This is a genomic window from Clostridioides sp. ZZV14-6153, assembly GCF_020657855.1.
Taxonomy (GTDB): domain Bacteria; phylum Bacillota; class Clostridia; order Peptostreptococcales; family Peptostreptococcaceae; genus Clostridioides.
Genome location: NZ_JAGWCZ010000010.1, coordinates 1 through 23,578 on the forward strand (window position 1 = coordinate 1; position 23,578 = coordinate 23,578).

General features: G+C 28.3%; 21 protein-coding genes and 1 other annotated feature. Of the genes, 4 read left to right on the top strand and 17 right to left on the bottom strand.

The window, feature by feature from the left end:
* Positions 1 to 224 precede the first annotated feature (224 nt).
* The 4 genes from KGF46_RS12595 to infC form a co-directional block, all read right to left on the bottom strand.
* Positions 225 to 767 carry a hypothetical protein gene (locus KGF46_RS12595; RefSeq protein ID WP_227828694.1) on the bottom strand — a complete coding sequence of 181 codons (543 nt, stop codon included), beginning with the start codon at positions 765 to 767 and terminating at the stop codon, positions 225 to 227.
* 163 nt (positions 768 to 930) lie between these two features.
* A complete protein-coding gene (gene rplT, locus KGF46_RS12600) occupies positions 931 to 1,287 on the bottom strand; it encodes a 50S ribosomal protein L20 (protein ID WP_227828695.1) in 357 nt (118 codons plus the stop codon).
* A gap of 60 nt (positions 1,288 to 1,347) precedes the next feature.
* Positions 1,348 to 1,542: a 50S ribosomal protein L35 gene (rpmI, locus tag KGF46_RS12605; RefSeq protein ID WP_003418222.1), complete on the bottom strand. Its 195-nt coding sequence runs from the start codon at positions 1,540 to 1,542 to the stop codon at positions 1,348 to 1,350.
* Between the two features lie 27 nt (positions 1,543 to 1,569).
* The gene (gene infC, locus KGF46_RS12610) at positions 1,570 to 2,079 is read right to left on the bottom strand and encodes a translation initiation factor IF-3 (protein ID WP_227828813.1); all 510 of its coding nucleotides are present in this window, start codon (positions 2,077 to 2,079) and stop codon (positions 1,570 to 1,572) included.
* Positions 2,080 to 2,104: 25 nt separating this feature from the next.
* Positions 2,105 to 2,247: a sequence feature (ribosomal protein L20 leader region), on the bottom strand.
* A 558-nt stretch (positions 2,248 to 2,805) separates the two neighbouring features.
* On the opposite strand from infC, the gene KGF46_RS12615 reads away from it, so the two are divergent.
* Both KGF46_RS12615 and KGF46_RS12620 read left to right on the top strand, forming a co-directional pair.
* The gene (locus KGF46_RS12615; protein ID WP_227842703.1) at positions 2,806 to 4,209 is read left to right on the top strand and encodes an ATP-dependent metallopeptidase FtsH/Yme1/Tma family protein; all 1,404 of its coding nucleotides are present in this window, start codon (positions 2,806 to 2,808) and stop codon (positions 4,207 to 4,209) included.
* Positions 4,210 to 4,667: 458 nt separating this feature from the next.
* On the top strand, positions 4,668 to 7,994 hold the full coding sequence (locus KGF46_RS12620; RefSeq protein ID WP_227828697.1) for a cell wall-binding repeat-containing protein: 3,327 nt from the start codon (positions 4,668 to 4,670) through the stop codon (positions 7,992 to 7,994).
* A gap of 142 nt (positions 7,995 to 8,136) precedes the next feature.
* On the opposite strand, the gene KGF46_RS12625 is transcribed toward KGF46_RS12620, so the two are convergent.
* The 6 genes from KGF46_RS12625 to KGF46_RS12650 form a co-directional block, all read right to left on the bottom strand.
* Entirely contained in the window at positions 8,137 to 9,159 is a 1,023-nt protein-coding gene (locus KGF46_RS12625) for a LacI family DNA-binding transcriptional regulator (RefSeq protein ID WP_227842704.1), read from the bottom strand.
* Positions 9,160 to 9,234: 75 nt separating this feature from the next.
* A complete protein-coding gene (locus tag KGF46_RS12630; protein ID WP_227862009.1) occupies positions 9,235 to 10,833 on the bottom strand; it encodes a sodium:solute symporter in 1,599 nt (532 codons plus the stop codon).
* Positions 10,834 to 10,873: 40 nt separating this feature from the next.
* Entirely contained in the window at positions 10,874 to 12,148 is a 1,275-nt protein-coding gene (locus KGF46_RS12635; protein WP_227862010.1) for an MFS transporter, read from the bottom strand.
* Between the two features lie 186 nt (positions 12,149 to 12,334).
* A complete protein-coding gene (locus tag KGF46_RS12640) occupies positions 12,335 to 13,621 on the bottom strand; it encodes an ester cyclase (protein WP_227862011.1) in 1,287 nt (428 codons plus the stop codon).
* 39 nt (positions 13,622 to 13,660) lie between these two features.
* A complete protein-coding gene (locus KGF46_RS12645; RefSeq protein WP_227854790.1) occupies positions 13,661 to 14,668 on the bottom strand; it encodes a nuclear transport factor 2 family protein in 1,008 nt (335 codons plus the stop codon).
* A 412-nt stretch (positions 14,669 to 15,080) separates the two neighbouring features.
* Complete coding sequence (locus KGF46_RS12650; RefSeq protein ID WP_227862012.1) at positions 15,081 to 15,788, bottom strand: hypothetical protein; 708 nt, start codon at positions 15,786 to 15,788, stop codon at positions 15,081 to 15,083.
* Between the two features lie 628 nt (positions 15,789 to 16,416).
* Here KGF46_RS12650 and KGF46_RS12655 point away from each other — a divergent pair.
* Together KGF46_RS12655 and KGF46_RS12660 are read left to right on the top strand one after the other, a co-directional pair.
* Positions 16,417 to 16,914, top strand: coding sequence for an RNA polymerase sigma factor (locus KGF46_RS12655; protein WP_227828704.1), 498 nt, complete (start codon positions 16,417 to 16,419; stop codon positions 16,912 to 16,914).
* Complete coding sequence (locus KGF46_RS12660) at positions 16,892 to 17,671, top strand: hypothetical protein (protein ID WP_227828705.1); 780 nt, start codon at positions 16,892 to 16,894, stop codon at positions 17,669 to 17,671. The genes KGF46_RS12655 and KGF46_RS12660 overlap by 23 nt, the downstream gene beginning before the upstream one ends.
* Positions 17,672 to 18,051: 380 nt before the next feature.
* Here KGF46_RS12660 and KGF46_RS20390 read toward each other — a convergent pair whose 3' ends face one another.
* The 7 genes from KGF46_RS20390 to KGF46_RS12695 all read right to left on the bottom strand — a co-directional run bounded on the left by KGF46_RS20390 (position 18,052) and on the right by KGF46_RS12695 (position 23,119).
* On the bottom strand, positions 18,052 to 18,246 hold the full coding sequence (locus KGF46_RS20390) for an ATP-binding domain-containing protein (RefSeq protein ID WP_413840943.1): 195 nt from the start codon (positions 18,244 to 18,246) through the stop codon (positions 18,052 to 18,054).
* 269 nt (positions 18,247 to 18,515) lie between these two features.
* On the bottom strand, positions 18,516 to 19,313 hold the full coding sequence (locus KGF46_RS12670) for a MarR family transcriptional regulator (RefSeq protein ID WP_227842709.1): 798 nt from the start codon (positions 19,311 to 19,313) through the stop codon (positions 18,516 to 18,518).
* A 388-nt stretch (positions 19,314 to 19,701) separates the two neighbouring features.
* Positions 19,702 to 20,367 (bottom strand): methyltransferase domain-containing protein, encoded by a 666-nt coding sequence (locus KGF46_RS12675; RefSeq protein WP_227828707.1) that lies wholly within the window; start codon positions 20,365 to 20,367, stop codon positions 19,702 to 19,704.
* 499 nt (positions 20,368 to 20,866) lie between these two features.
* Positions 20,867 to 21,013, bottom strand: a complete 147-nt coding sequence (locus tag KGF46_RS12680) for a hypothetical protein (protein ID WP_227854787.1) — start codon at positions 21,011 to 21,013, stop codon at positions 20,867 to 20,869.
* Between the two features lie 357 nt (positions 21,014 to 21,370).
* Entirely contained in the window at positions 21,371 to 21,805 is a 435-nt protein-coding gene (locus KGF46_RS12685; protein ID WP_227862013.1) for a DUF3788 family protein, read from the bottom strand.
* A gap of 52 nt (positions 21,806 to 21,857) precedes the next feature.
* Positions 21,858 to 22,325, bottom strand: a complete 468-nt coding sequence (locus KGF46_RS12690; RefSeq protein ID WP_227828710.1) for a VOC family protein — start codon at positions 22,323 to 22,325, stop codon at positions 21,858 to 21,860.
* A gap of 416 nt (positions 22,326 to 22,741) precedes the next feature.
* Positions 22,742 to 23,119 carry a BlaI/MecI/CopY family transcriptional regulator gene (locus KGF46_RS12695; protein WP_227842710.1) on the bottom strand — a complete coding sequence of 126 codons (378 nt, stop codon included), beginning with the start codon at positions 23,117 to 23,119 and terminating at the stop codon, positions 22,742 to 22,744.
* Positions 23,120 to 23,578 lie beyond the last annotated feature (459 nt).

A 23,578-nucleotide genomic window follows, 5' to 3' on the forward strand; every position in this document is an offset into this window, starting at 1 on the left:
CACTTATCACTTATCACTTATCACTTATCACTTATCACTTATCACTTATCACTTATCACTTATCACTTATCACTTATCACTTATGTAAAGTTTAACATGCTAAAATAAAGATAGCAGTTTGATATAGAAATCAAATTGCTATCTTTATTTTAGCACTATCTTCAATATTTTATTTAATGATACTAGTTTGTATATTGTTTACACTGCACTTCAATAATTTTATCTTATTTTTCCTCTTCTTTAGGAGGTGCAATTATCAATCCTATAGAATGTATTTTACGCCCTTCTCTTGATGGGTTATTTTTTAAAGGTTCTAGTATATCAGCAATCTTTCTAGTTACTTCAGTTATTTCTTCTAGATTAGCATATACTGGAAAGACAGAAAAACCAGAACCATCTTTTAAAATATCTTTTTCTTCTCTTTTAGCGTAATCATAAAACTCCTTCATAAATACCATCATATATTGAGTAAACAGCTGTACATATGCTTCTGCTGAGTTTTCATTTATCATTTTTTTTGCATCATCATCAATATCTGACTTAACAGCATATACTTTTTCAACAGTTCCTCTTATTTTATTTTCTTCAATTACCTTTATAATATTATCCTTTAACATTTTATCAAGATAACGATAAAGTGTGGCTTGTGATATATCCTTAAACTTCTCTCCTAATTGCTTTGCTGTAGTTTGCTTATTTGAATAAATCTCAAGTAACAACCTGCACTTAACTGGATTTATAAAGCAATCCATAAGTTTTTCATTCATATTATACTACCTCCCCATTATTATCATTAAGATAATATTATCATGTTGATAATGTTTAATCAAGTCTATTAGAAATTTTATACAAACAAATAATACTCAAAAAATAAAAAAAGCCCTTGAATTATTTACATAATTCAAAGACTTTATATCTCATGATTTAATACTAAGCTAATTTTGCTTTAGCAACTTCTGCTAATTTAGCAAATCCATCTGGATCTTGTATAGCCATTTCAGATAACATTTTTCTGTTAACTTCAACACCAGATAATTTTAATCCATTCATTAATCTTGAATAAGATATTCCATTCATTCTAGCTGCTGCATTTATTCTTTGTATCCAAAGTTTTCTGAAGTCTCTTTTCTTTAACTTTCTTCCTATATAAGCATTTTTTAATGCCTTCATTACGAATGTATTTGCTGGTCTATATAATTTGCTTCTAGCTCCTCTGAATCCTTTTGCAAGTTTTAATATTTTTTTATGCTTCTTACGAGCGTTCATAGCTTTTTTAACTCTTGCCATCGTTATGACCTCCTTTTATATCCCTCTTCTATAGTTATTATTTATAATCCGTATCCTATCCTAGTATGGTAATAATTGTGCTATTCTCTTAGCATCTCCATCACTTACTAGAGTTGATTTTCTTAAGTTCATCTTAGTTTTTGCAGATTTTTTAGTTAATATATGTTTTTTATAAGCTTTAGCTCTCTTTAACTTTCCTGTTCCTGTTTTCTTTAATCTCTTTGCTGCACCTCTATGAGTTTTCATTTTAGGCATGACAAATTCCTCCTCTCAGTTAATCATCTATTTTTTTGGATCTATAATTACAACCATATTATTACCCTCAAATGCAGGGGCTTTTGTTGGTTCTCCAAACTCTTTTATTATATCTAAAAACTTTAACATAACTTCTCTTCCTATATCCTTATGTCCTAGTTCTCTACCTCTAAATCTAAGTTCGACTTTGACTTTATCCCCTTTTTTAAGGAATTTTATAGCATTATTAGCTTTCGTATTTAAATCATTTTGTTCAATACCTGGTCTAAGTCTTACTTCTTTTACAACTATAGTCTTTTGTTTTTTCTTAGCTTCTTTGTCTTTTCTCGCTTGCTCATATCTAAACTTTCCATAATCCATTATCTTACACACTGGTGGATTTGCATTTGGCGAGATTTGAACTAAATCTAAGTTTTTACTAGTAGCCATTGCTTGAGCTTCTTTAGTAGGCATTACTCCAAGTTGTTCACCTGTAGGTGAAAGGACTCTTATTTCCTTGTCTTTTATTTGTTCATTGATTGCTAATTCTTTGCTAATTGTAGGACACCTCCAAATTTTTTATAAATAAAATAAAAAGCGGATGACATAATCATCCGCAATATAAGTTACCAAATTTAAACAAGCTTAAATTACTACTAAGCTTTAACTTATATTTACCTTACTAACCCTCGGCGTAAGGTGAGAAGCGGACTTCTTCTTTGTTTTATTCTTACCCTATCTACTATATCATTTTATCAAATTTTTTGCAACTATTTTTTTAAGTTTAATAAATTTTTACTAACTTAACTGCCTTTTTATTTAAAATTGCACATATTTGTTATAAACTACATATTATTTGTATTTAATTTCTTCTTCCTAATACTTATTATATGCTCGTACCATTTATTTTGCCCTCATTTTCCAAAATTTAATTTAAAAAATTCAAACTTCAACTTTAAAATCTTTTATTACCCTATCACTCTATATAATAAATACTTAAAAACACTTCTTTAGCCAATTTTATACTGAATACTTTACTTTACATCCTTTAATATCCATATTATAGATTTTTCATCATTTCAATTTTATCTTGATTTGTCATATTTTTTTAGTATATAAAGGTAATTTGCACATATTCATAAATGACTTTTTCCAGTTAAATTTATGAATTTATTTTTATTTAGATTACATGTATATTTTTTCCATAAAAAATAAATAATAAAATATAGTAAATATGGAAAATATAAAATTGATTAACAATAATTAATTACCTGAGGTGTGAATATGAAAATGCTAAACAACTTTTTTAAAAAAATTAACAATCCAGTTCCTGTCTTTGCACAGACAAAAATGGAAAGAGAAAATCAAACAGATGATTCGCTTTCTACAAAACCAAAAACTACATTTAGAGATGTAGCTGGATTAGACGAAGTAAAAGAAGAACTATTTGAAATAGTTGATTTTATGAAGTCTCCACAAAAATATCAAAAAATGGGTGCAAAAATACCTAAAGGCGTATTATTTTATGGTCCTCCAGGGACAGGAAAAACATTACTTGCATCTGCTGTAGCTGGTGAAACAAACTCATCATTTTTCAATGTTACAGGTTCTGAGTTCGTTGAAAAATATGTAGGTGTAGGAGCAAAAAGAGTAAGAACTCTATTTGAAAAAGCTAGAAAAGAAGCTCCAAGTATAATATTTATAGATGAAATAGATGCTGTAGGAGCAAAAAGACATCTTGAAAGCAACAATGAAAAAGACCAAACGTTAAACCAACTTTTAGTTGAAATGGATGGATTTAATAAAGACTCCAATGTATTAATAATAGGTGCTACCAATAGACTTGACTTATTAGATGAAGCTTTACTTAGACCAGGAAGATTTGACAGACACATTCATATAGGTGCACCAAATTATCACACTAGATTTGAAATTCTAAAGGTACATACAGATGACAAGCCTATAGACAAATCTGTAAATCTAGAACTTTTAGCTAAAAAAACTCACGGTTTCAACGGAGCCCATCTTTCAAATATAGCAAATGAAGCAGCTATATTTGCAGTTAGAGATGACAGTGAATATATTACAGCAGAACACTTCGACAAAGCACTTGAAAGAGTTATTGCAGGATTAGAATCCAAAAACTCTTCATTAGTTGAAAAAGAGAAAAAGATAGTAGCTTATCATGAAGCTGGACATGCTCTTGTAAGTGATATAGTTGGAATTTGTCCTATACAAAAAATATCTATAATACCTAGAGGACAAGCATTAGGTTATGTTCTTCAATTACCTGATGAAGATAGATATATTTATACTAGAGATGAATTGGTTGGAAAAATAAAAATATTACTTGCTGGGAAAGCATCAGAAGAACTAATATTTAATCATAAATCTACAGGAGCAAAGGATGACTTAAAGAAAGTCACTGAGATAGCTAACCAAATGGTTTGTGAGTATGGTATGAGTAACTTAGGATTTATGACTATTGATGGAAATGATAAGACTTTCTTATGTGATAAAGTTCAAAAGGAAGCTAATCGTATAGTTGAAAGTTGTTATAAAGAAACTTTAGAGATGTTAAAGGATAACCTTGAAGATTTACATTCTGTTTCTAAATTCCTATTTGAAAAAGAAACTATGACTCATGAAGAATTAAAAGATTTGATAGGAAAAGAAGCTGTAAATTAGTTTGATAATATTTTAAATAATTTCTACATCAAAATTAATAATTATTTTAAAAAGAATTTAAATATTTTGAGATGATAGGTATTGAGGCTGTAGGTAGATTTGTGTAGAAACAAATTTACTTACAACCTCTTTATTATTTTTTTGTTTATTATCTTTCATTCTGTTATTAAATATTGACTCTACTAACCTTATTGATTTAAATTTACTTTCTATTTTTTTGTTTTTGATATCTTTTTAAATAAACAATACATTTTTCTCATAAAAGCTAGCAAATTTTTTTGAGTATTCGTCACAAAAATTTTACCTTACTGTAATTATCTTCCTGTAAACATACGGTTAACATTACTATGATATTGTTTTGTATATAAATACCAATAGACTAATATATAAGACACTAATGAAAAGTAAATTTTAAATGTTAAACACATAAATAATACATATGAGAAGGGGAACATATCATGAATAAAAAATTAAATGCAAAAATTATATCTACAGGAATGGTTATGACTACACTTGTTACAGGAGTTGCTCAGGCACAAGAAACTGCTCAAGGTAATACCAATATAGAAAAATCTGAAAAAACAGCACAACCTAAAAGTAGAAAAGAAATTAAAACTAGTAGTACTACATATAGTCAACTAGCTGATTTTCTTTTACAATCAGCTAAATCATATAATTCTAATATAGATAAAAAGAAAATCATGTCTGGATACGAAAATAAAGAAAATCAAAAAGTTAATAGACTAGATGGTCTTATCATGATAAGTAGAGCTTTTGGAACTTTATCCGCTCCAAAAGGTCAAAATGAAAGAGTGGCAGAGAAAAATGTAAGTTTTACAGATATACCTGCTTCTGCTAAGTCTGATATAGACAACTTAATAAATGGTGGAGTTATGGTTAACACTAAAGACAAAAAACTTCATGGTAGTGATGTTATGACTGTAGGAGAAGTTGACACTATGGTTAGACGTATCTGGGCATTTAAAGGTAGTAATCCAAAAGATGATTTTTATAATTTTGTAAATAAAAAGGCTTTAGAGGAATCAAAACTTCCAAGTGACGAAACAGTATCTGGTGGTTATGTTGATATTGAAAATGAGAATACAAAAAAAATTAATGACATTATTAAAAAGATAGTAGAAGGAAATCATAAAAAAGGTAGTGAAGAACAAAAGATTAAAGATTTCTACCTTAATATACTAGACATGAAAAGCAGAAATGAACTTGGAAATAAACCAATAAAAAAATATCTTGATGCTATAGATAAAGCAAAGAATGTAAAAGAACTTAGTGATATTCAAAAAAAATCACTTGAAGAAATAGGAACTGGTGGTTCGGTTGGTCTTTTTTTAATGAAAGATAATGTAGATGAAGCAAAGTATGCTTTATATATAGGAACAATGGCTGATACACATTTATTTAGTTCATATTCAAATGATGAGACAATAGAAAATAGCAAAACATTTTTTAAAAAGCTGTTAATTTTAAGTGGAGAAAGTGAGGCACAAGCTAGTAAGCATGTTGATGAGTATATAAATTTTGTAAAAAAAGTATCTGGAGGTGAAGAAGGTGTTGACAAGAGGATGACTTTAAAAGAGATAGAAGAAAAAATGCCAAATTTAGAATTGTCTAAAACACTTACTGCTGCTGGCTATACTAATCTTCCTAAAGAAATCAAGGTAATGAATCCAAAAGATTTAGAACTATTTAATAAGGCATACACTAATAATAATTTAGAAGCTTTAAAAACTCTTTTTAAAATAAAACTGTCTGAAGAAAATGCACAATTTTTAGACCAAAAATATCTAAATGTTTGGACTGACAATGCTAATCCTGGTGCAGATGCTTCGCAAAGTAAAATAACTGAAAAAGATGCAGCAGCATTAACATCTGAAAAGTTCAGTTCATATATTGGAAAATTATTTGTAGAGAAATATTTTCCTGAAAAATCAAAAAAAGACGTTGAAGATATGGTTAAATCTTTTGTAGAATTATATAAAGAAAGAATTAAAAAACTTGACTGGATGAGTGAAACTACCAAAAAAGAAGCTATAAAAAAACTTGATAAAATGACATTTGTCGTTGGATATCCTGATAAATGGGAATCTGATGCAGAAAATGTAGACATTAAAAGTAAAGAAGATGGTGGAAATCATTTTGATAATATAACTGCTTTTAAACTTGCACGTCTAAAAAAAGATGCTGAAAATACAGGTAAAGTAATACCAAAAGATAGATTTGGACTAGCAACATTTACTGTAAATGCAGTGTATGGAATGTATGATAATGCAATGACTTTCCCTGCAGGTATTTTACAAGCACCTTTATATGACCCAAATGCATCAAGAGAGGAAAATCTAGGTGCAATAGGTGCAGTAATAGGACATGAAATTTCTCATGCATTTGACAACAATGGAGCCAAATATGATTCAAGTGGGAAAGAACATGATTGGTGGACTAAGGATGATTACAGAGAATTTCAGGAACGTTGTAATGATGTAGTTAATTTCTATGATGGATGGGAAATAGCTCCAGGTGTAAAAGCAAATGGTAAAATAAGTTTAGGTGAAAATATTGCAGATATAGGTGGTGTAGGAGCTGCCTTGGGAATTTTATCAAAAATGGAAAATCCAAATTATGATAAGTTCTTCAAGAGTTATGCAGAGTCATATATTAGATTATACACAAGAGAATATGCAAAGAATTCTACAGGAGATGAGCATAGTCCAAATACTTTAAGAGTAAATCGTGTCTTATCAAATTTCGAAGAATTCTATAAAACGTATAATATAACAAAGAATGATGGTATGTATGTAGCTCCTGAAGATAGAGTAAATTTATGGGATAATCTAGATACTAATGTAAAATCTAAAAAAATGACTGGAGATGACAGATTTGAAACAGCAGTAAAAGTATCTAAAGAAGGCTGGAAAACTTCAAATACTGTAATACTTGTAAATGGTACTGATAAGCACTTAGTAGACGGATTATCAGCTACACCACTTGCAAATACAAAAAATGCACCAATGCTACTTTCTAATGGAAGTAATGTAGATAAATCAACAATGGATGAAATTAAAAGATTAAAAGCATCTAATATAATAGTTGTAGGTGGAGAGGCTTCAATCTCTAATTCAGTCGTTAACCAACTAAAAGGTGTTAATAAATCTATGAATGTAAAAAGAATAGGTGGAAAATCAAGATATGAAACGTCTTTAAATATAGCTAAAGAAATGTCTGGTAATAACAATATTGATACAATATATGTAAGTGCTGGAGATGGAGAAGCTGATGCACTATCTATTTCATCAGTAGCAGGAAAAAATAACTCTCCTATAATACTTACACAAAAAGATGGATTAGATAAAGACGCATATGATTATATTAAATCTAAAAAAGTAAAAACTTCTTACTTTATAGGTGGGGAAACTAAAATCTCTCAGAAAGCTATAGAGCAAATTAATAATATAACTTCAAATGATGTCTCAAAAAACAGAATTGCTGGAAATGACAGACAAGAAACTAATGCTCGTGTTATTGAACGTTTCTATAAAGATAATAGCATAAATGGTGTGATATTAGCTAAGGAAAATAATCTGATTGATGCTTTATCAGTAGGCCCATTTGCATCAAAGGAAAATATGCCAGTTGTAATAGCCACAAATAGTTTAAATAAAGAACAAGAAAATATATTAGATAAAAAGAACTCAGAAAAGGTATATCAAGTAGGTGGTGGTATAAAATTATCTGTACTTAATAAATTAAGACTCTTATTAAACAAATAATATAATATAAATAAAAAAATATCCTATAAATATATATTTACTGAATTAATTACAAGTATTCAAGAAAGTATTCTCCATTTTGAATTTGAAGAATACTTTTCTTGTTTATACATTATTAGCATATCTTTAATATAATTTTATACTAAACTGTAGAATCTCTTTCAATCAATTCAGGCTTAAGCATTTCAACTACTGGCTCACAATCATCTTCCTCTAATAAAATTTTAAGTATATTAATCGTTTTTCCAATTAATAAGTCTAATGGTTGTCTAATCGTTGTTAAACTATAACTTTTCCATGAAGCCATCTGAATATCATCATATCCCATTACTGATAAATCCTCTGGTATCTTCAATTTATACTCAAATCTTGCAGCATCCATTACACCCATAGCTATCAAATCACTTGTGCAAAAAATTGCTGTTGGAGGACTTGATAATGCTAGCATTCTCTTTCCAGCTTCATATCCAGAATCATAATCATAATTTGCAGACTCTTCTTTAAGGTTGTGAATTCCGTTTTGTCTTAATTTAGAATAAAATCCAATTTTCTTTTCCATTTCCTCACTTGTCTCTCTTGTAAATTGAATGTATCCTATATTTTTATGTCCCCTATCAATTAGGTATTCAGCAGCCATTCCTCCACCTTCAATTGGGTCCACATAGACTGTACTTATTTTTATACCTGGTATAAAACGATTAAAAAGAATCACAGGAATATTATTTTCTTCACATGTCTCAGCCATTACCTTATTCATAGCTGAAGCTGTAATAATCACAGCTTCCACTTGAAACTGAATTACTCTTGAAATTATATTATCTATTCTTTCTTGTCTAGGAACCTTAAAAACAAGACACTGTTTACCTATTTCTTGAATCTTTTCCACAAATAAGTTAATAATTCTGTTGTAAAATGGACCTAGATTATCACCAACTATCAATCCTATAACATTTGTTTTGCCACTAATCATTCCTCTTGCAACTAAATTGGGAACATAACCAATTTCATCTGCTACACGGAAAATTTTTTCTCTTACTTCAGGTTTTACACCTTTTCCATTTGCACTACCAAATGCTCTTGAAACTGATGACTGCGATACTCCTGCTAGTTTTGCAACATCTTTTGAAGTAGCCGATTTATTATAATGAACTTTCTTTTGATTCATTTAGTATTTCTCCTTAAATATCTTGTATTTCTTTTTAGCATCTTTTACTTCTTCTTAAACATCTTACATTTCTTATTAAAATTGTATTAAAAATAAGATTATATATTGGACAACGAAAAAAACTAACACAATTAACTCTTGTTTCCCTAAAGAAAATGGCAATACAGATACTCCATCTACTTTATCTATTCCTTGCGAAATAAGTTCTTTTCTCATACCAAATACAGTATATTTTTTAATATCTTCTATATTATGATTATTCTTTAAAATGATACTAAAAATATATCCAAATATTAATGTTATTGTAGCACCTATTGCTGGATTCCACAACCAACTCACATTATATTTATTAGAAATAAAAAAGCCTAAAACTAATCCTATGATGAAACCAATAGAGACCCCTTTATCATGAGCTTTGTACGTAAACATAGCCAATATAAATGCACCTGTAGCTGGACCAGCAAAATATGAAATATAGTTACCAACAAGGTCAATAATTGATTTGATGCTTCCTCCAAATCCCATAATAATAAAACCTGTCATAACAATACCTATAATCATTGTTATAATCATCGTGACTTTTAATGACCATTCCTCATTATCTTTTTTAAAATAAAACTCATAAATATCCTTTGTAAAAACAGTTGTCATACTGTTTAATATAGAGTCAATACTAGACATCGCTGCTGCAAATACACCAGCAATAATAATTCCAATTGCCCCTACTGGAAGTTCATTCAAAATAAAAGTAATCATTATTTCATTTGTAGTTTCAAATGCTCTTCCCTTATAATAAACAAATAAAATCACTCCTACTAATAACATAAAATAGTAAGCTAAATTCATAACAAATGCACTAACTACAAAAGAATTTTTGGCATCTTTTAAAGATTTAGATGTCAAAACTCTTTGAACTTGAGATTGGTCAAAGCAGAAATATCTTATCCACATTACAGTTCCACCAATCAGAGTAGCCCAAAAAGTATTTGTAATTGAAATATCCATACTAAAATCAAATGTATTTAATTTACCGCTCTGTTGTGCAATTTGCAATGTATCAAAAAAACCGAGATTCATTCCTTTTAGTGCTGTCATAATTACTATAAATACAGCACTTATTACTACTACCATTTGAATACTATCAGTCCATATAACTGCTTTAATTCCCCCTAGTAGTGTATATATAATTGCTACACATACAACTATTGGAACCAAAATATAAAGTGACCAACCAGTGATTATCTGAATAATAAGTACTGGTATATACACCATAGAACTTGCTTGAATCAATGAATTGATAAAAAATTGAATAATAGTTAATCCTCTTGAATAATTGCCTAAACGAAGTCCCATATATTCATATACAGATGTTATTTTTAATCTATAAATAACTGGGGTGGTAATGCTCAGTGCAAAAAATATTGCTAAAGGGACTGTAATGTTAACCATCACTGGATACATTCCATCCATATATGCCCATCCAGGACCCCCTATAAATCCATTAGCACTAATCATAGTAGCAGCAACTGACAAAGCAATTGGAATCCATGGCATTGACCTACCTGCTAAGAAATAATCTTCTTGATTTTTATTATCTTTTCCTGAATAATAACCAATAACCAACATTAATAGCAAATATCCTACTATAATACACACATCGATTACTGAAATCATAAGCCACCCCTTTCTAACTAACAAAATAGTTCTTAGAATTCTATTCTTTCTTGTTTAATGTTTCTGGTAAGAACAGCCATACAATAGCACCTGCTACAAATACTGCTGTTGATATATAAAAAATAGTTGTCATACCTAAAGCCCCTGAAGCTGTACCAGCTATTGCAGGGATTGCAAATGTAGATATAATTCTTCCTCCATTGAATGACATTCCCGAGGACAATGAACGATATTTACTTGGGAATAATTCTGTATAGTATGCTCCCCATGCTCCAGAATATCCAACAGCAATACCTAATAATACTGATATCATATAAAATGCTGTTGTATTATTTCCTCCTAGTTTTGTATATATAAAGACAAATACTGCCGCTAATGCCATACCTATAAAAGGTAATTTTCTTCCAAATTTATCTGCTATTGAACCCCAGAATAAATATCCTACTAACTGCCCAATTCCTTGTAAACTATATATAGAACCTGCTACTGCTGCTGTCATTCCCATTCCTGTTACCAAATATGTAGTTGCATTGTTTGAAAATGCTGAGTATGCTGTAAAATTAGCACCTGATAAAATAATTGTTCCTAATCCAATCCACAAATATTTCCCCTTATACATACTTACATAGCTAATTTTTTCACCTGTTTCTTTTCCTTTTTTAACCAATTCTTTTGTATACTCTGAATCATCTGGTACAAAGAAAAATGCTAAAATAGCTCCAATTATAGGTGGTATAATCGCAGTATACATTAATATTTGCCAATTTGCATCACCTAAAAATCCATACACTTTCCCGCCAAAAATCATGGCTAGCGAAAATAAAGCAGTTAATACAGCAGCTAACTTACCACGATATTTACTTGGAAACATATCCGCAACTAGAGGCATCGCTGTTCCAAATACACCACCCAATACTACCCCTGTACATAAACGTGCAATTTTCCACAATATAATATTTGTAGGAGATAACATTGGAATAAAAGTTGTCAACCCAATTAATAAAGCTACACTAATTAAAGTTTTCTTTTTACCAAGCTTTGTAGAAATCACTCCAAAAATGAATGTACCTGGAATTGTACCAAAGGACATGACAGCAAATATTTCTTCTGTCTGTTTTAATGAAAAACCAAACCCGCCTTCTGCCAAAGTATAAATCATTGTTGGTTTAATAAAAGTACCTACCATAAAATTATAGCAATAAAAAAAGTATATTAATGCAATGGAAAAAAATGCAATTCCCCTTTTTAGATTCGAATAATCTTTTCCTAGTATAATATCATTTTCTATCATATCTGTTGTTTTCATATTGTTCATAATTACCCCTCCCTTACTGTTAAGCATACTATCCCTAAAACTTTCAATTTTTACTTTTCATACATAATTCTTATTTAAGTTTTATATACATTTCTTGTTTAAATTCTATACATATTTCTTGTTCAATCTTTATAACAAGAATATTTACTTATATAATTTCTAAAGATGTTTATACTATAAACCCATTTACTCTTCTACACCCATATACATCTGCTTCAAAACATCCATACCATCAAAAGTCATCCATTCTTCCTTTACCTTACCTTGTAGTACATGATAATGATTAATTCCCATTACCTCTACATGCTTTCCAGAAGGTTGTCCAAAAAATCCAATACCTTCATTTATTCCACGTAATCTCCATCTCACAGATACATCATATCCTTCATTTTTCTCCTTTTGATTACAAGTTACTCTTTCTACTTCATAACTGCCATTTGGAATTGAAGCAAGTAAACTTACAATCATTCCTTGAATCTCATCATAACCATTTAAATCTTTATCACATATGAAATGTACTACTGCATTATCGTGATAATATTTTTTAACTTCATTTATATATTTATAATTGTAAATACGACTTGTCATCTCAAGCATCATTTCACCAACAGAATCATCTTTAGCTTGATACTTTGCTGGCATAAATTGGCCATCCATAGACTCACAAATACCATAAGTTGATTGTAAGCTCAATACTTTAGATGCACTTGCCTTTGCCATACTTTTTGCCACTTCTTGAGGATTTAACCCTAACTGAGTAACAATCCATAGATTATCTCTAACTAGCCATTCTTCATGTATTCTATTATTCGTTGTAGCACAATCAATTACAGTTCTAAAATTTATCTTTTTTCCAGTTGCTGGAGCAAAATTACTATCACCTAAATTAGTTGCTGTAGACAAAACACGGTGAGAAGACAAAAAACCATCAGCACCAAAATTAGACCATATTACATTTTGACCAATCAGCCTTCTATCTGGAAATGCATGTAGAGTTTGAAGAGTATTCGAGATAACATCTTTTATACCAACTAAATTAGAAGAACCACAGTGCATTGTCACATTATTGTGATATGTATCATAAATAACTCCAATACCTTTTTCTTCCCAAATATTATGTGTAATTTTCATAATATAGTCTATAAAGTCTCTATACTTGGAATCAAATCCAGGTAATTTCTGCTCCCTTTTTGTTTGATTTGAAAAATCATTATAATCCATTACTCCAACAGGTGTTACTTCTAGCGAATCTCCATAGTAAATTTTTGTAGACTCCATATTTGCTTCTCCCTTCAATGTAATTTCTTCAGCTTTTTCAATAGTATTATTCTCATTGATTTTACCTGTATTAGCTTTATTTACTTCAACATTACTTAATTTAAGCTCACTTATATCAACTTCTTTTGCTTTTACTTTCTCTTTATCTTTTTCTCTTACATCATTTTTATCAATATATTTCAATTTGCATCTCATTCCTTCCTTGAATACGTATTCACAATTAATTATTAAAAATTAAGCATTAAAAATACTTTTAGTTCTTTCAAGAATATCAAGACCTTGTTGTTTTAGCCAGTAAGGAATATCAATTAACACCCAATTTTCTTTAAGTTTATCTCCCTTGCGATAGTAAACGTCAACAACTTGCATATCTGCCTTAACCTCTCCACCTGGCAATCCTAAAAATCCTCCACATGGGATATTGCTTAAGTTAGGCCATCCAAAGAAACAAGCAAAATTTCCTTCTGCAAATCTACATACATGTCCATTAAAAGTCTTTCCTTTTAAATTATTTCTAAATGGCAATTGATGCTGTTCTTGATATCTAGGTATAGTATAAGAAGCTCCAATCCCCCCTGGTCCATACCAAATCATATCTTTAGCCCATGATTTTTCAAGTATCTCTGGTGGACATCCCATAGAACCACTGTCATTTAATTCAGATAAATCATCTACCATTTTATTGACTAATGCTAAAGTCTTAACCCCATCTACTTCGTCTGCATCTTCAAAAAGTAGTCCATTGTGGTCAATTGGTCCTGGATATACAAAATATGAACCTGTTTGTGGTGGCAATGGATTGACACCTGCCTGAATCATAAATCCAATTATATCTACAAATAATCCAGTCTTGGAAATTTTACCATCTTGCACACAGTTAAATTCTGCGTATCTTAAGCTAATCATCTTGCGAGTATGCTTAATACCAAGCCAGTCATTATCAAAAAGCCCCATAAAATGACCCATACTCATTACCCACTCACTGTTATCAATTTCATTAGTACCTGCAATAAAGATATCTTGTCGTCTTTGCATATTACTCAATGAATTTTTTAAAGGCTTCCAAAATGTATCTGCTACATTTTCAACTCCTCTTTGTTCACGAAATGGATATACGCCTCTCCAGTCATATTCTGACCTCATGTACTGTTTTAAAATTTTTTTAATTTCATCTCCATTGGCGTTTTCTAATGCTTCAAAGTAATTTCTTACAACTCTTTTTGATTCTTGATATTTTCCCATGATTATATCCTCCCAAATTTATAAAGTATAATCTAACTTTATTGACTCTTCATTGCATACGTTTTCTCTTTTGTAGCTTTTTTATTTGTTTTTAGGCTATTTTATGAATACATATGCATTTTTCTAAATATTAACATATATCTAAAAAATTGTAAAGAAAATGTTATCATAAAAATGTAAATTGTAATTTATGTCTACTCAAATTTATAGGATTTTTATCCTTGCTAATAAAAATAATCTTTACCTCCCATATTTATTGAAATACTTGCACCAATAAATGGCTATAAAAAATTAAAGGTGACAGTCTTTTTAAAGCTGTCACCTTTTTGATTTAGTCAATCTAATATGTTTTTATTTGTATTCTGGTGTTTATTTTTTAATATTTATTTGTTGATTTATTGAATTTCTAATTCTACTTTTTATCAACGCATTTTTTTTCTTCACATTTCATTTCTTCTTTAGTATTATTTTTTTGAACAGATTCTATTTGTTCATCAGTTGCTGTTTTAGATTCATCAATTTTTTCATATTCTTTTATATTATTTTTCTCAGCATCTTCTTTATTTTCAGACATTATTTTTTCATCTACATTTTGATTTTCAAATCTTCCGTATTTCTGATATTCATTGTTTTCTTGATAATTTTTAGCATCAAATTCTTCATTGTCTTTAGATTCTCTGTAACTTCTTTCATGACCACTTGGGGCAAATCCTTCATGACTTCTACACTCTCTATGCTCATGACTTCCTTCATGACCTCTATATTCTCCTCTTTCGTACCCTCTTGGGGCAAATCCCTCATGACCTCTATACTCTCTATTGCCATGATTTCCTTCATATCCTCTTGACCCAAATCCTTCATGACCTCTGCATCTTGCATGTTCATGATTTCCTTCGTATCCTCTTGGCCCAAAGTTTTCATGACGCATCATTTCAAATCTTTTACACCCTTCACATATATGATTCCATGGATGTCTATGAGAACCCCCATATCCCATTTGACCATGATGTTGCGAATATTTATTATGTTCTCCATAGTGTTCTTGGTGTTTATGATGTCCTCTCATTTCAAAATCTTCAAATCCTGTAAATCCTTCTCTTTTATCTTTGTAATAATTCATATTAACTCCTCCTAATTAACCCGATTTTTTCTATTAATTTATTTTCTTAGTTTTTATTAAGGTACCTTATTTATTTTTAATTATAAAGGTACCTTATAATTTTGTCAATACTATTTTTAAGGTACCTTTGCATTTTTTTAATTTCTTTTATTTTCTTTTTTTAAAATGAAAAAAATTAAAGATGCTTCTACTAATAAAATGATTCTTATAGTATGCATAACAAAACCTTAGGATTTTTAATTTATTTTAGTCTTAGCTTAATTTGTTTTGACTTACTTTTAAACCTGAAAATTATGGCATGAAAAAGTTGTATAGAAAAGCACATATTTATTATCATGTATAATTTTTTATTAAATTGCTTAAATTTATCAAACTGTTTCCTAGACTTCAATTTATCAAATAATTACTTTTAAAAAAAGTGAACCATTTATAGTAAAATTTTATCTAATGAGTGTAAGGCAAAAAAGTAGTGCTACTTCATAGAAATGTAGATTTATCTAATTATTTCCTAAACTTCAATTAAAAATAATTATTTTAAAAAAAGTGAACCATTTATAGTAAAATTTTATCTAATAAGTGTAAAGCAAAAAAGTAGCGCTACGATTTGCATGGAAAGGTAGGAATACAATTGGATAAAACTACATTTATTAATAATATTCTTGAGTCAGAACAGACTTTGTATCGTGTATCTAAGTCTATTTTAGGAAACGACCAAGATTGTGAGGATGCTGTTAACAATGCTATTTTAAAAGCATATGAAAAATTAGACTCACTGAAAGAACAACAATATTTTAAGACTTGGTTGATTAGAATAGTCATAAATGAATGTAATTCATTAAGGCGTAAACAGTTTAATATTCTACCATTTGAAGAAATTCTCAATAACAAAAAAGTAGAAGAAAAAGATGATTACAGTGATTTATATATTGCTATTCAAGGTTTATCTAAAAAAATTAAGATTCCAATAGTTCTTTATTATATCGAGGGATATTCAATAGATGAGATTAAAAAAATATTAGATATACCTCAAGGAACTGTAAAAAGCAGATTATCAAGAGGTAGAAAATTATTAAAAACTAAATTAGAAGATATGGAGGTAAAGTATGAACAAAGACAAGTTAAATAATTCATTCCCGAAAGCTCCAGAAAGCTTTCATAATAGATTAAATAAAACATTAAATAGTCTACCAGAAAGAGAGGAAAATTATAACATGATTAATAATAAAACACATAAATCACCATTTAAATTATCATTCAAAAAGAGCTTAATTGCAACTTTGGCTGTTACTCTACTGTTAAGTACAACAGCTCTTGCAGTAGGAGAAATATCTAGTCTATTTTCAAGTACAAGTAATAAGGCTACCTATACATCTGTCCCAACTACAGAACAAGTAAAAAAAGACTTTAAATTTGCGCCTAATATAGTTTCTGAATTTAGTAATGGATATAAATTTAAAGGAGGATATATTGAAAAGGAAAAAGGACTTGATAAACAAGGTAATATTTTAGGAGAATTAAAATCACTTAATATCAAGTATGAAAATGGTAATGATGAAATATCTCTTAAAACATCAAATAATATACTTGGAAAAGATTCTGAGAATATAAAAGTTGTAGATACGTACAAAGATGTAAATATTTCTTATGATGAATTCAAGCAAAAGTATGTACCAGAAGGTTATAAAATGACAGAACAGGATAAACTTGATGAAAAATCAGGTAAATATACATTTAGTGAGTGGTCAGGTGAGGTGGAAGTTAATGAATATAAGTATTTAAGTTGGAAACAAAATGGAGTTTATTACTCATTTATAGTTGAAGACTCAGGTTTATCTATGAATGATTTAGTAGAGATGGCTCATGAAGTAATAGATACAAAATAAAGATAAGTAATATAAAACATAGCCAACGATTGAATTATTTATGAGTCTATTATTTGTGACTTTAATTTATTTATTAGTAAACATAACCATCTCTTTTATATTAATATTTTTTTTAGAATTTATATATCAGATTCTAGCTATTTAACTGCTATACAAATTCTAGTTAAATAATATACTAAAAAGCCCTTAAAAAACATCTATTTTGGATTTTAAGGGCTTTAACTTTATGATAAAATACTCATCTAAATATTCATTACAAATACATAATAAATATATAATAAGCCTAAAAAAATTATATAAGAATTAAAATTTCATTGTTTTAATATTACTTCAACATTATTTTAATATTGTTTTAATGTTGTTTTAATATCGTTTTAGTATTACTTTAATCTTACTTTAATATGTTTTAATAAAGAACTTATCTCGTCTAAATAATATATGTTTAGCACATGAAGAACTCTTGTACAACAAGTATAAAGGAGCAACCTTTCATCTTCATTATTATAATTTTTATTGCTTGCATTATATATAATAACCACATCAAATTCAAGCCCTTTAGATAGATATGAAGGCATTATTAACACACCGTTTATATACTCGTCATCATCTTTTGTTATACATTGTACATCAACATCATTCTCTTTTACAAACTCGTATACTTCTCTAGTTTCACGAACTGTCTTTGTTATGATACCAATAGATTTATAATTTTTCTGTTTATAATCTTTTATATCATCATATTTGCAGAATTAAAGAGTTTATAAAATATTTCATATTGTAATGGAGTGTAATCCTATGCTTCATCTATGATTACATATTTTTATAGTAGAAAGATAAATAGTTTCTAATCTTCATTAATATCCTTTTCGCTATGCTTTTCATCCTTAGATACATTCTGTTCATCAAATCTCTTATTCTTAAAAAACTCTGGATGTTGTTTTACTATCTGTTCAAAAAATCCCGGATGCTGTTTCATCATTTGTTCAAAAAATTCTTCTCTATTAAAAAAATCTTGAAATGCTTCCATACGTGAACTATAAAACTCTTTTCCTTCTTGAGAACTCTCATGTGGATTTGGACGTGAATCCATATGTCCCATTCCAAAGCCTTCTCTTCCATTAAAACCTAAGCGTTGACCAGGATATGGTCTTGAGTGTGGTCCCATATGCGACCCATCAAAATTAATATTATCATCATTTTTTATAGTTCTCTCCAACTCATTAGTAATCTTAATAAGAATATCACTTAGAATGCTTTTTTCTTCTTTTTCTAAAATATCGAATATTTTATTAGTTGGGTCTTCTTCCTGCTCAATTTTATTAATTTCATCCATACCTTTTGATGTTAGTCTTACTACCATTACTCTACGGTCTTTTTCTGAAGGGGTACGAGTAATAAATCCTTGATTTTCTAGTTTTGAAAGCAATTCACCTAAAGATTGAGGTCTCATATCAAGCAAATATGATAGTTCTTTTTGAGTAATTTCTGGCTTTATTTTTAGCATAGATAATACTCTTCCTTGACCTCTATGCGTTCCTCTAAAAAAACCATGTGATTTATGATTTTGAAGGTGAAATTTATGTAGTAATGATTGTACTTTAAAAAATTGCTCTAATAAATTTTCATCTTGAGTTTCATTCATGATTTTTACCTCCTAAATTAATTATTAATTTTGTAATCATGCACTTTACTAATTATATAATTTTTTTCAAATAGGTCCTTTAAAAAGGTACCTTACTTGTATTGAGTATAAGAGCAAGCCTTGGATTTGTCAAATACTTTAATACTTTACTACACTTTTTATGCTTTTTCAGCACCATAATAAAATACTTGTATTGTCTCTTTTAAATAAATAATCAAGTTTGATTTTTCAAATTAAAAACTACAATATATTATTACAAAATAAAAATACCCAATCAACCTAAATAGTCCAATTGGGTATAAATTCTTTAAAAAATCATTTTGTATTTAAATAATTATCTTTGTATTTGAATTTTTATCTAACTCTAATCTTTATCTAACTCCAACTTTTATTTAACTCTAGCTATTAGAGAAATTGTATTAAAGTACTTACCATCTTCTACTTCCATCATTTTTTTATCATTTTTTGCATAAGAATTATCGCAGTTTAACCAATCTTGCCATGCTTCTTCATGACAATTTAAAGCTTCACATTTCTCTAAAATCACAGACTCCGATTCTGACCAAAGTTCATTCCACCATTTGATAGAATGAAAATTCATATTATCTTGCCAAAATGGAATAAGTTCATCAGGTATACAATCTACAAAATCTTGTTTTAATCCTGGCATTGCCATTGCAATTATTCCACCCTCTTTTACAAGAGGCGATATGTGATTTTCTAAAAAACCTTCTTTGTTTCCAAAGTAGTGATAAGAGTGAACACTTATTACTGCATCAAAGAAACCTTCTGCGTAAGGTAATTCATGTGCCTCTGCTTGTATTGGAAATATTTTATTATCTAAGTTAAAGTCCTTAAATCTTTCATAATTCTCAGTTGGTTCTATCCACAAATCTGTTGCAAATACAGTTGCATCAAATTCATTTGCTAAAAATATAGAAGATATACCTCTTCCACATCCCAAATCTAAAATACGCATTCCCTTTTCTAATTTTATCTTATTTGTCATTTCCTCTAGTATTTTTATACAATTAGGCCCCATCATGTTTTTCATGAGGAACTCTTTGTCATATTTATTACTTTTCGTAAATATCATTCTATCTTTCCTTTCCTTATAAATTATTATTTATTTAAATTGTTCCTATTTTAATGTATATACTAATTAATCTATTTAATTTAGCGGATATTTGACACTTTACCTTTTATTATACCATTTATTCTCATAAATATAATAATTCTATTATTTTAAAATTAATATTTATAATAATTTAAAATAAATACTTATAAAATATAGTTTATCATAATAATACTATAAAAAAACATCGAAAAATAAGTATTCTAGAGAGGAGTAGTAAAAATAGCTTTGATATATGTTAGTTATAAAATATGAACAAATAAAGAAGCAAATAGACATGAACTTTGGAATAACTAAAAGAATCTAACTCTGCGACAATTTTTTAAACTCTCCAGAGAGCATTACGACACTACATTATAAAGCTAATTAAGATACTATTCTAAAAACAATAAAATAAGCAGTCAGTAAACACAAATTTTTACTGACTGCTTATTTTTGTTTTCTTAAATTCTGGAGTAATAAAATCATTTTCAAAATTCATAAAACTCCAATCATCATCAATATTTTTAATATCAAATTCTATGTCTAGCTTTTTATAAAGTTCTTTTGCTTTAATACTAATCACTCCTTTATAATAATATTTAACTGATACATATTTATACAAGAGTTCTATAATATGCTTATACTTTAAAAGTCAACTATATCTCAAAATACTGTGAGTATTAACTCATTTTAAAGTATAGTTTATTTTTCTAGTATACGTTTTATCTCAATACTCTTGCCTATAAATATCCGTTTATTTTAATATACTTTATTAACCCTGTCAAATACTATTATTTTATATGAGCTATTCTCAATTTATTTATTATTCTAATTATATTTACTTATTATCTTAATTCTTATTGACTTACTATCTTATAGTTACTCTCATTTATTATCCTAATCCTGTTAATCATTAAGCTCCTAACTACCTAAACTTTTTTTAAATTTTTAGGAGGCTTTTTTTAACTTCAATAATCTTTAAAATATCATCAAGCTCTTTCTCATTCTCCACTCTATAATTTATCCATCCTCCACTTCCACAAGGGTATCGCTTATCCCAAAATTCATTTGTCTTTGGCAATAAGTTATCCAGTATATCTAATAGCTTATCTACATCATTACTTCCAATTTGAATAGTTACTGTAAAGCAATCTTTCTCAAAAAACACATAAAATAGATGCATTGTTTTATGTGAATACTTATATCCCCAGCCATAATTATTTCCAAAAGGAAATCTTAATTCTTTACGTAAATCATATTTTTTATCTAATAAATTCTCAAGATACAAAATAAGGTTAAAATGATTTTTGCCCACATACTCAGAAATCTCTTTTTCTGATGGCATGACACTTTTATTCAACATTCTTTCATACAATTTTAATCACCACTTTTGATTTATTTTTAATCTGAAAATACTAGTATCAAAATTATTCACTTTTTTTACATTCCTCCACAAATTCAATTGGATGTTGAATAATCTTAGAAACTTCTTCTACAGAATACCCTTCATCTAAATATCTTCTAGCTATAACTTCCATAGATTCTCCTACCTCGATAATATGTTTATCAGGGTCATAAATACGCACTACCCTCTGTTGCCATTCATATTTTAGTGGTTGATGAACATACTCTACATCTTTATATGATTTAAGTTTTTCAATAAATTTATCAAAATCATCAGCTTCAAAATAAAGTTCCATATTGTGTGATTTTTGCACAACTGTATCTGGATTTAGCCCTGTTAACCATGCAAAATCCTCTTGTATTGCAAATCCCCCACTAAAAGTTACATTTCTACCTAAATCTAACACAACTTTTTGGTCAAACAATTCTCCATAAAACTTTTTTGACACTTCTACATTATTTACTGCCAATAATGAACATTGATATTTCATAAATGTACCCCCTAATTTCTATTATTATTTTATTATATCAATTTAAACTTGAAAGCTATATGTCATATTTACAAAAATTATTTGATTATGTATTTTACACAACTACAATCTCCATACAAAAAGCTACCCTAAATATAGTTATTTAATTGATAACTAAAGGTAGCTTTTTATATTGAATTAATAGAATTGTCCATCATTAATTTACACTCATGTTTAATTTTATTTTGGTTCATATTACAATCCACTTATAATTTATAATTTTCCAAAGACAAATATACTATACATCATAAATATACTGTATATGATTTAGGTTTATATTATACAAGCTCTCAAAATTTCTAAAAATAAGTTTTCATATTTTTAGGTATCATGTTTTATTTTACAAATAGCTACTATTTTTCTTTAATCTTCTTTTCTTATTTTTCTTTAATACTTCTTAACCACGCTTCAATAAAAAGTATATCCTCTTCACTTATATTATCATCTGCATGCAGTGATAATAATAAACTTTTTATAGAGGAATCGTGAATATTCCTAAAAAATTCTCTTGTTTCAACATTCAAGTAATATTTTTCATCAATTAAAATCTCATATTGTGTATATTTATTTACCTTTTTAGAATTTAAAAATCCTTTAACTACTAATCTAGATAAAATAGTTAAAGTTGTCGTTTGCTTCCATTGATATTTTTGCTCCATAGCTAAAATAATATCTTTTGATGTTATTTTGGAATCTACTTTCCATATAAACTTCATTATCTTCAATTCTGATTGTGGCAGCTTTTTTATCGGCATAATAAACCTTTGCTACTCAGAATATAGACAAGCAATATCCACAGTAAAATTTTCATCAATTTAATTGATATTATATTCATTTAAATTACTGTGATTTTATAAGATTTTCTCAATCTTAAATTCTAAAGTTAGCTATTTGTACATAATAAACATATGTAAATAGTGTCAAAATTACTTTATATTGCTTAGTTTTATGAAATATCTTGTACTCAGCTATATACTTCTGGATACTTGTCTCAGTAGCTCTCCCTTCTCTTAAGTTTTTCTTTCTAATTTTAAGCATTTATATTTTAGTAATCTTACTTCTTTTAATTTTGACTTATTGCTTCTCTAACTTTTAAAAAAATAATCTATCATTTGCGATTTTAAATACTGTAATCTCAATCTTAATTTACGATTTTAAATATTGTAATCTCAGTCTTAATAATTACACTTTATACAATTAAATTTTGCTAGTTT

Coding starts and splice junctions, on each gene's coding strand:
- KGF46_RS12595 (WP_227828694.1), bottom strand. CDS start 767: ATGAATGAAAAACTTATGGATTGCTTTATAAATCCAGTTAAGTGCAGG.
- rplT (WP_227828695.1), bottom strand. CDS start 1,287: ATGGCAAGAGTTAAAAAAGCTATGAACGCTCGTAAGAAGCATAAAAAA.
- rpmI (WP_003418222.1), bottom strand. CDS start 1,542: ATGCCTAAAATGAAAACTCATAGAGGTGCAGCAAAGAGATTAAAGAAA.
- KGF46_RS12615 (WP_227842703.1), top strand. CDS start 2,806: ATGAAAATGCTAAACAACTTTTTTAAAAAAATTAACAATCCAGTTCCT.
- KGF46_RS12620 (WP_227828697.1), top strand. CDS start 4,668: ATGAATAAAAAATTAAATGCAAAAATTATATCTACAGGAATGGTTATG.
- KGF46_RS12625 (WP_227842704.1), bottom strand. CDS start 9,159: ATGAATCAAAAGAAAGTTCATTATAATAAATCGGCTACTTCAAAAGAT.
- KGF46_RS12630 (WP_227862009.1), bottom strand. CDS start 10,833: ATGATTTCAGTAATCGATGTGTGTATTATAGTAGGATATTTGCTATTA.
- KGF46_RS12635 (WP_227862010.1), bottom strand. CDS start 12,148: ATGAACAATATGAAAACAACAGATATGATAGAAAATGATATTATACTA.
- KGF46_RS12640 (WP_227862011.1), bottom strand. CDS start 13,621: ATGAGATGCAAATTGAAATATATTGATAAAAATGATGTAAGAGAAAAA.
- KGF46_RS12645 (WP_227854790.1), bottom strand. CDS start 14,668: ATGGGAAAATATCAAGAATCAAAAAGAGTTGTAAGAAATTACTTTGAA.
- KGF46_RS12650 (WP_227862012.1), bottom strand. CDS start 15,788: ATGAATTATTACAAAGATAAAAGAGAAGGATTTACAGGATTTGAAGAT.
- KGF46_RS12660 (WP_227828705.1), top strand. CDS start 16,892: ATGAACAAAGACAAGTTAAATAATTCATTCCCGAAAGCTCCAGAAAGC.
- KGF46_RS20390 (WP_413840943.1), bottom strand. CDS start 18,246: ATGCCTTCATATCTATCTAAAGGGCTTGAATTTGATGTGGTTATTATA.
- KGF46_RS12670 (WP_227842709.1), bottom strand. CDS start 19,313: ATGAATGAAACTCAAGATGAAAATTTATTAGAGCAATTTTTTAAAGTA.
- KGF46_RS12675 (WP_227828707.1), bottom strand. CDS start 20,367: ATGAAAAACATGATGGGGCCTAATTGTATAAAAATACTAGAGGAAATG.
- KGF46_RS12690 (WP_227828710.1), bottom strand. CDS start 22,325: ATGAAATATCAATGTTCATTATTGGCAGTAAATAATGTAGAAGTGTCA.
- KGF46_RS12695 (WP_227842710.1), bottom strand. CDS start 23,119: ATGCCGATAAAAAAGCTGCCACAATCAGAATTGAAGATAATGAAGTTT.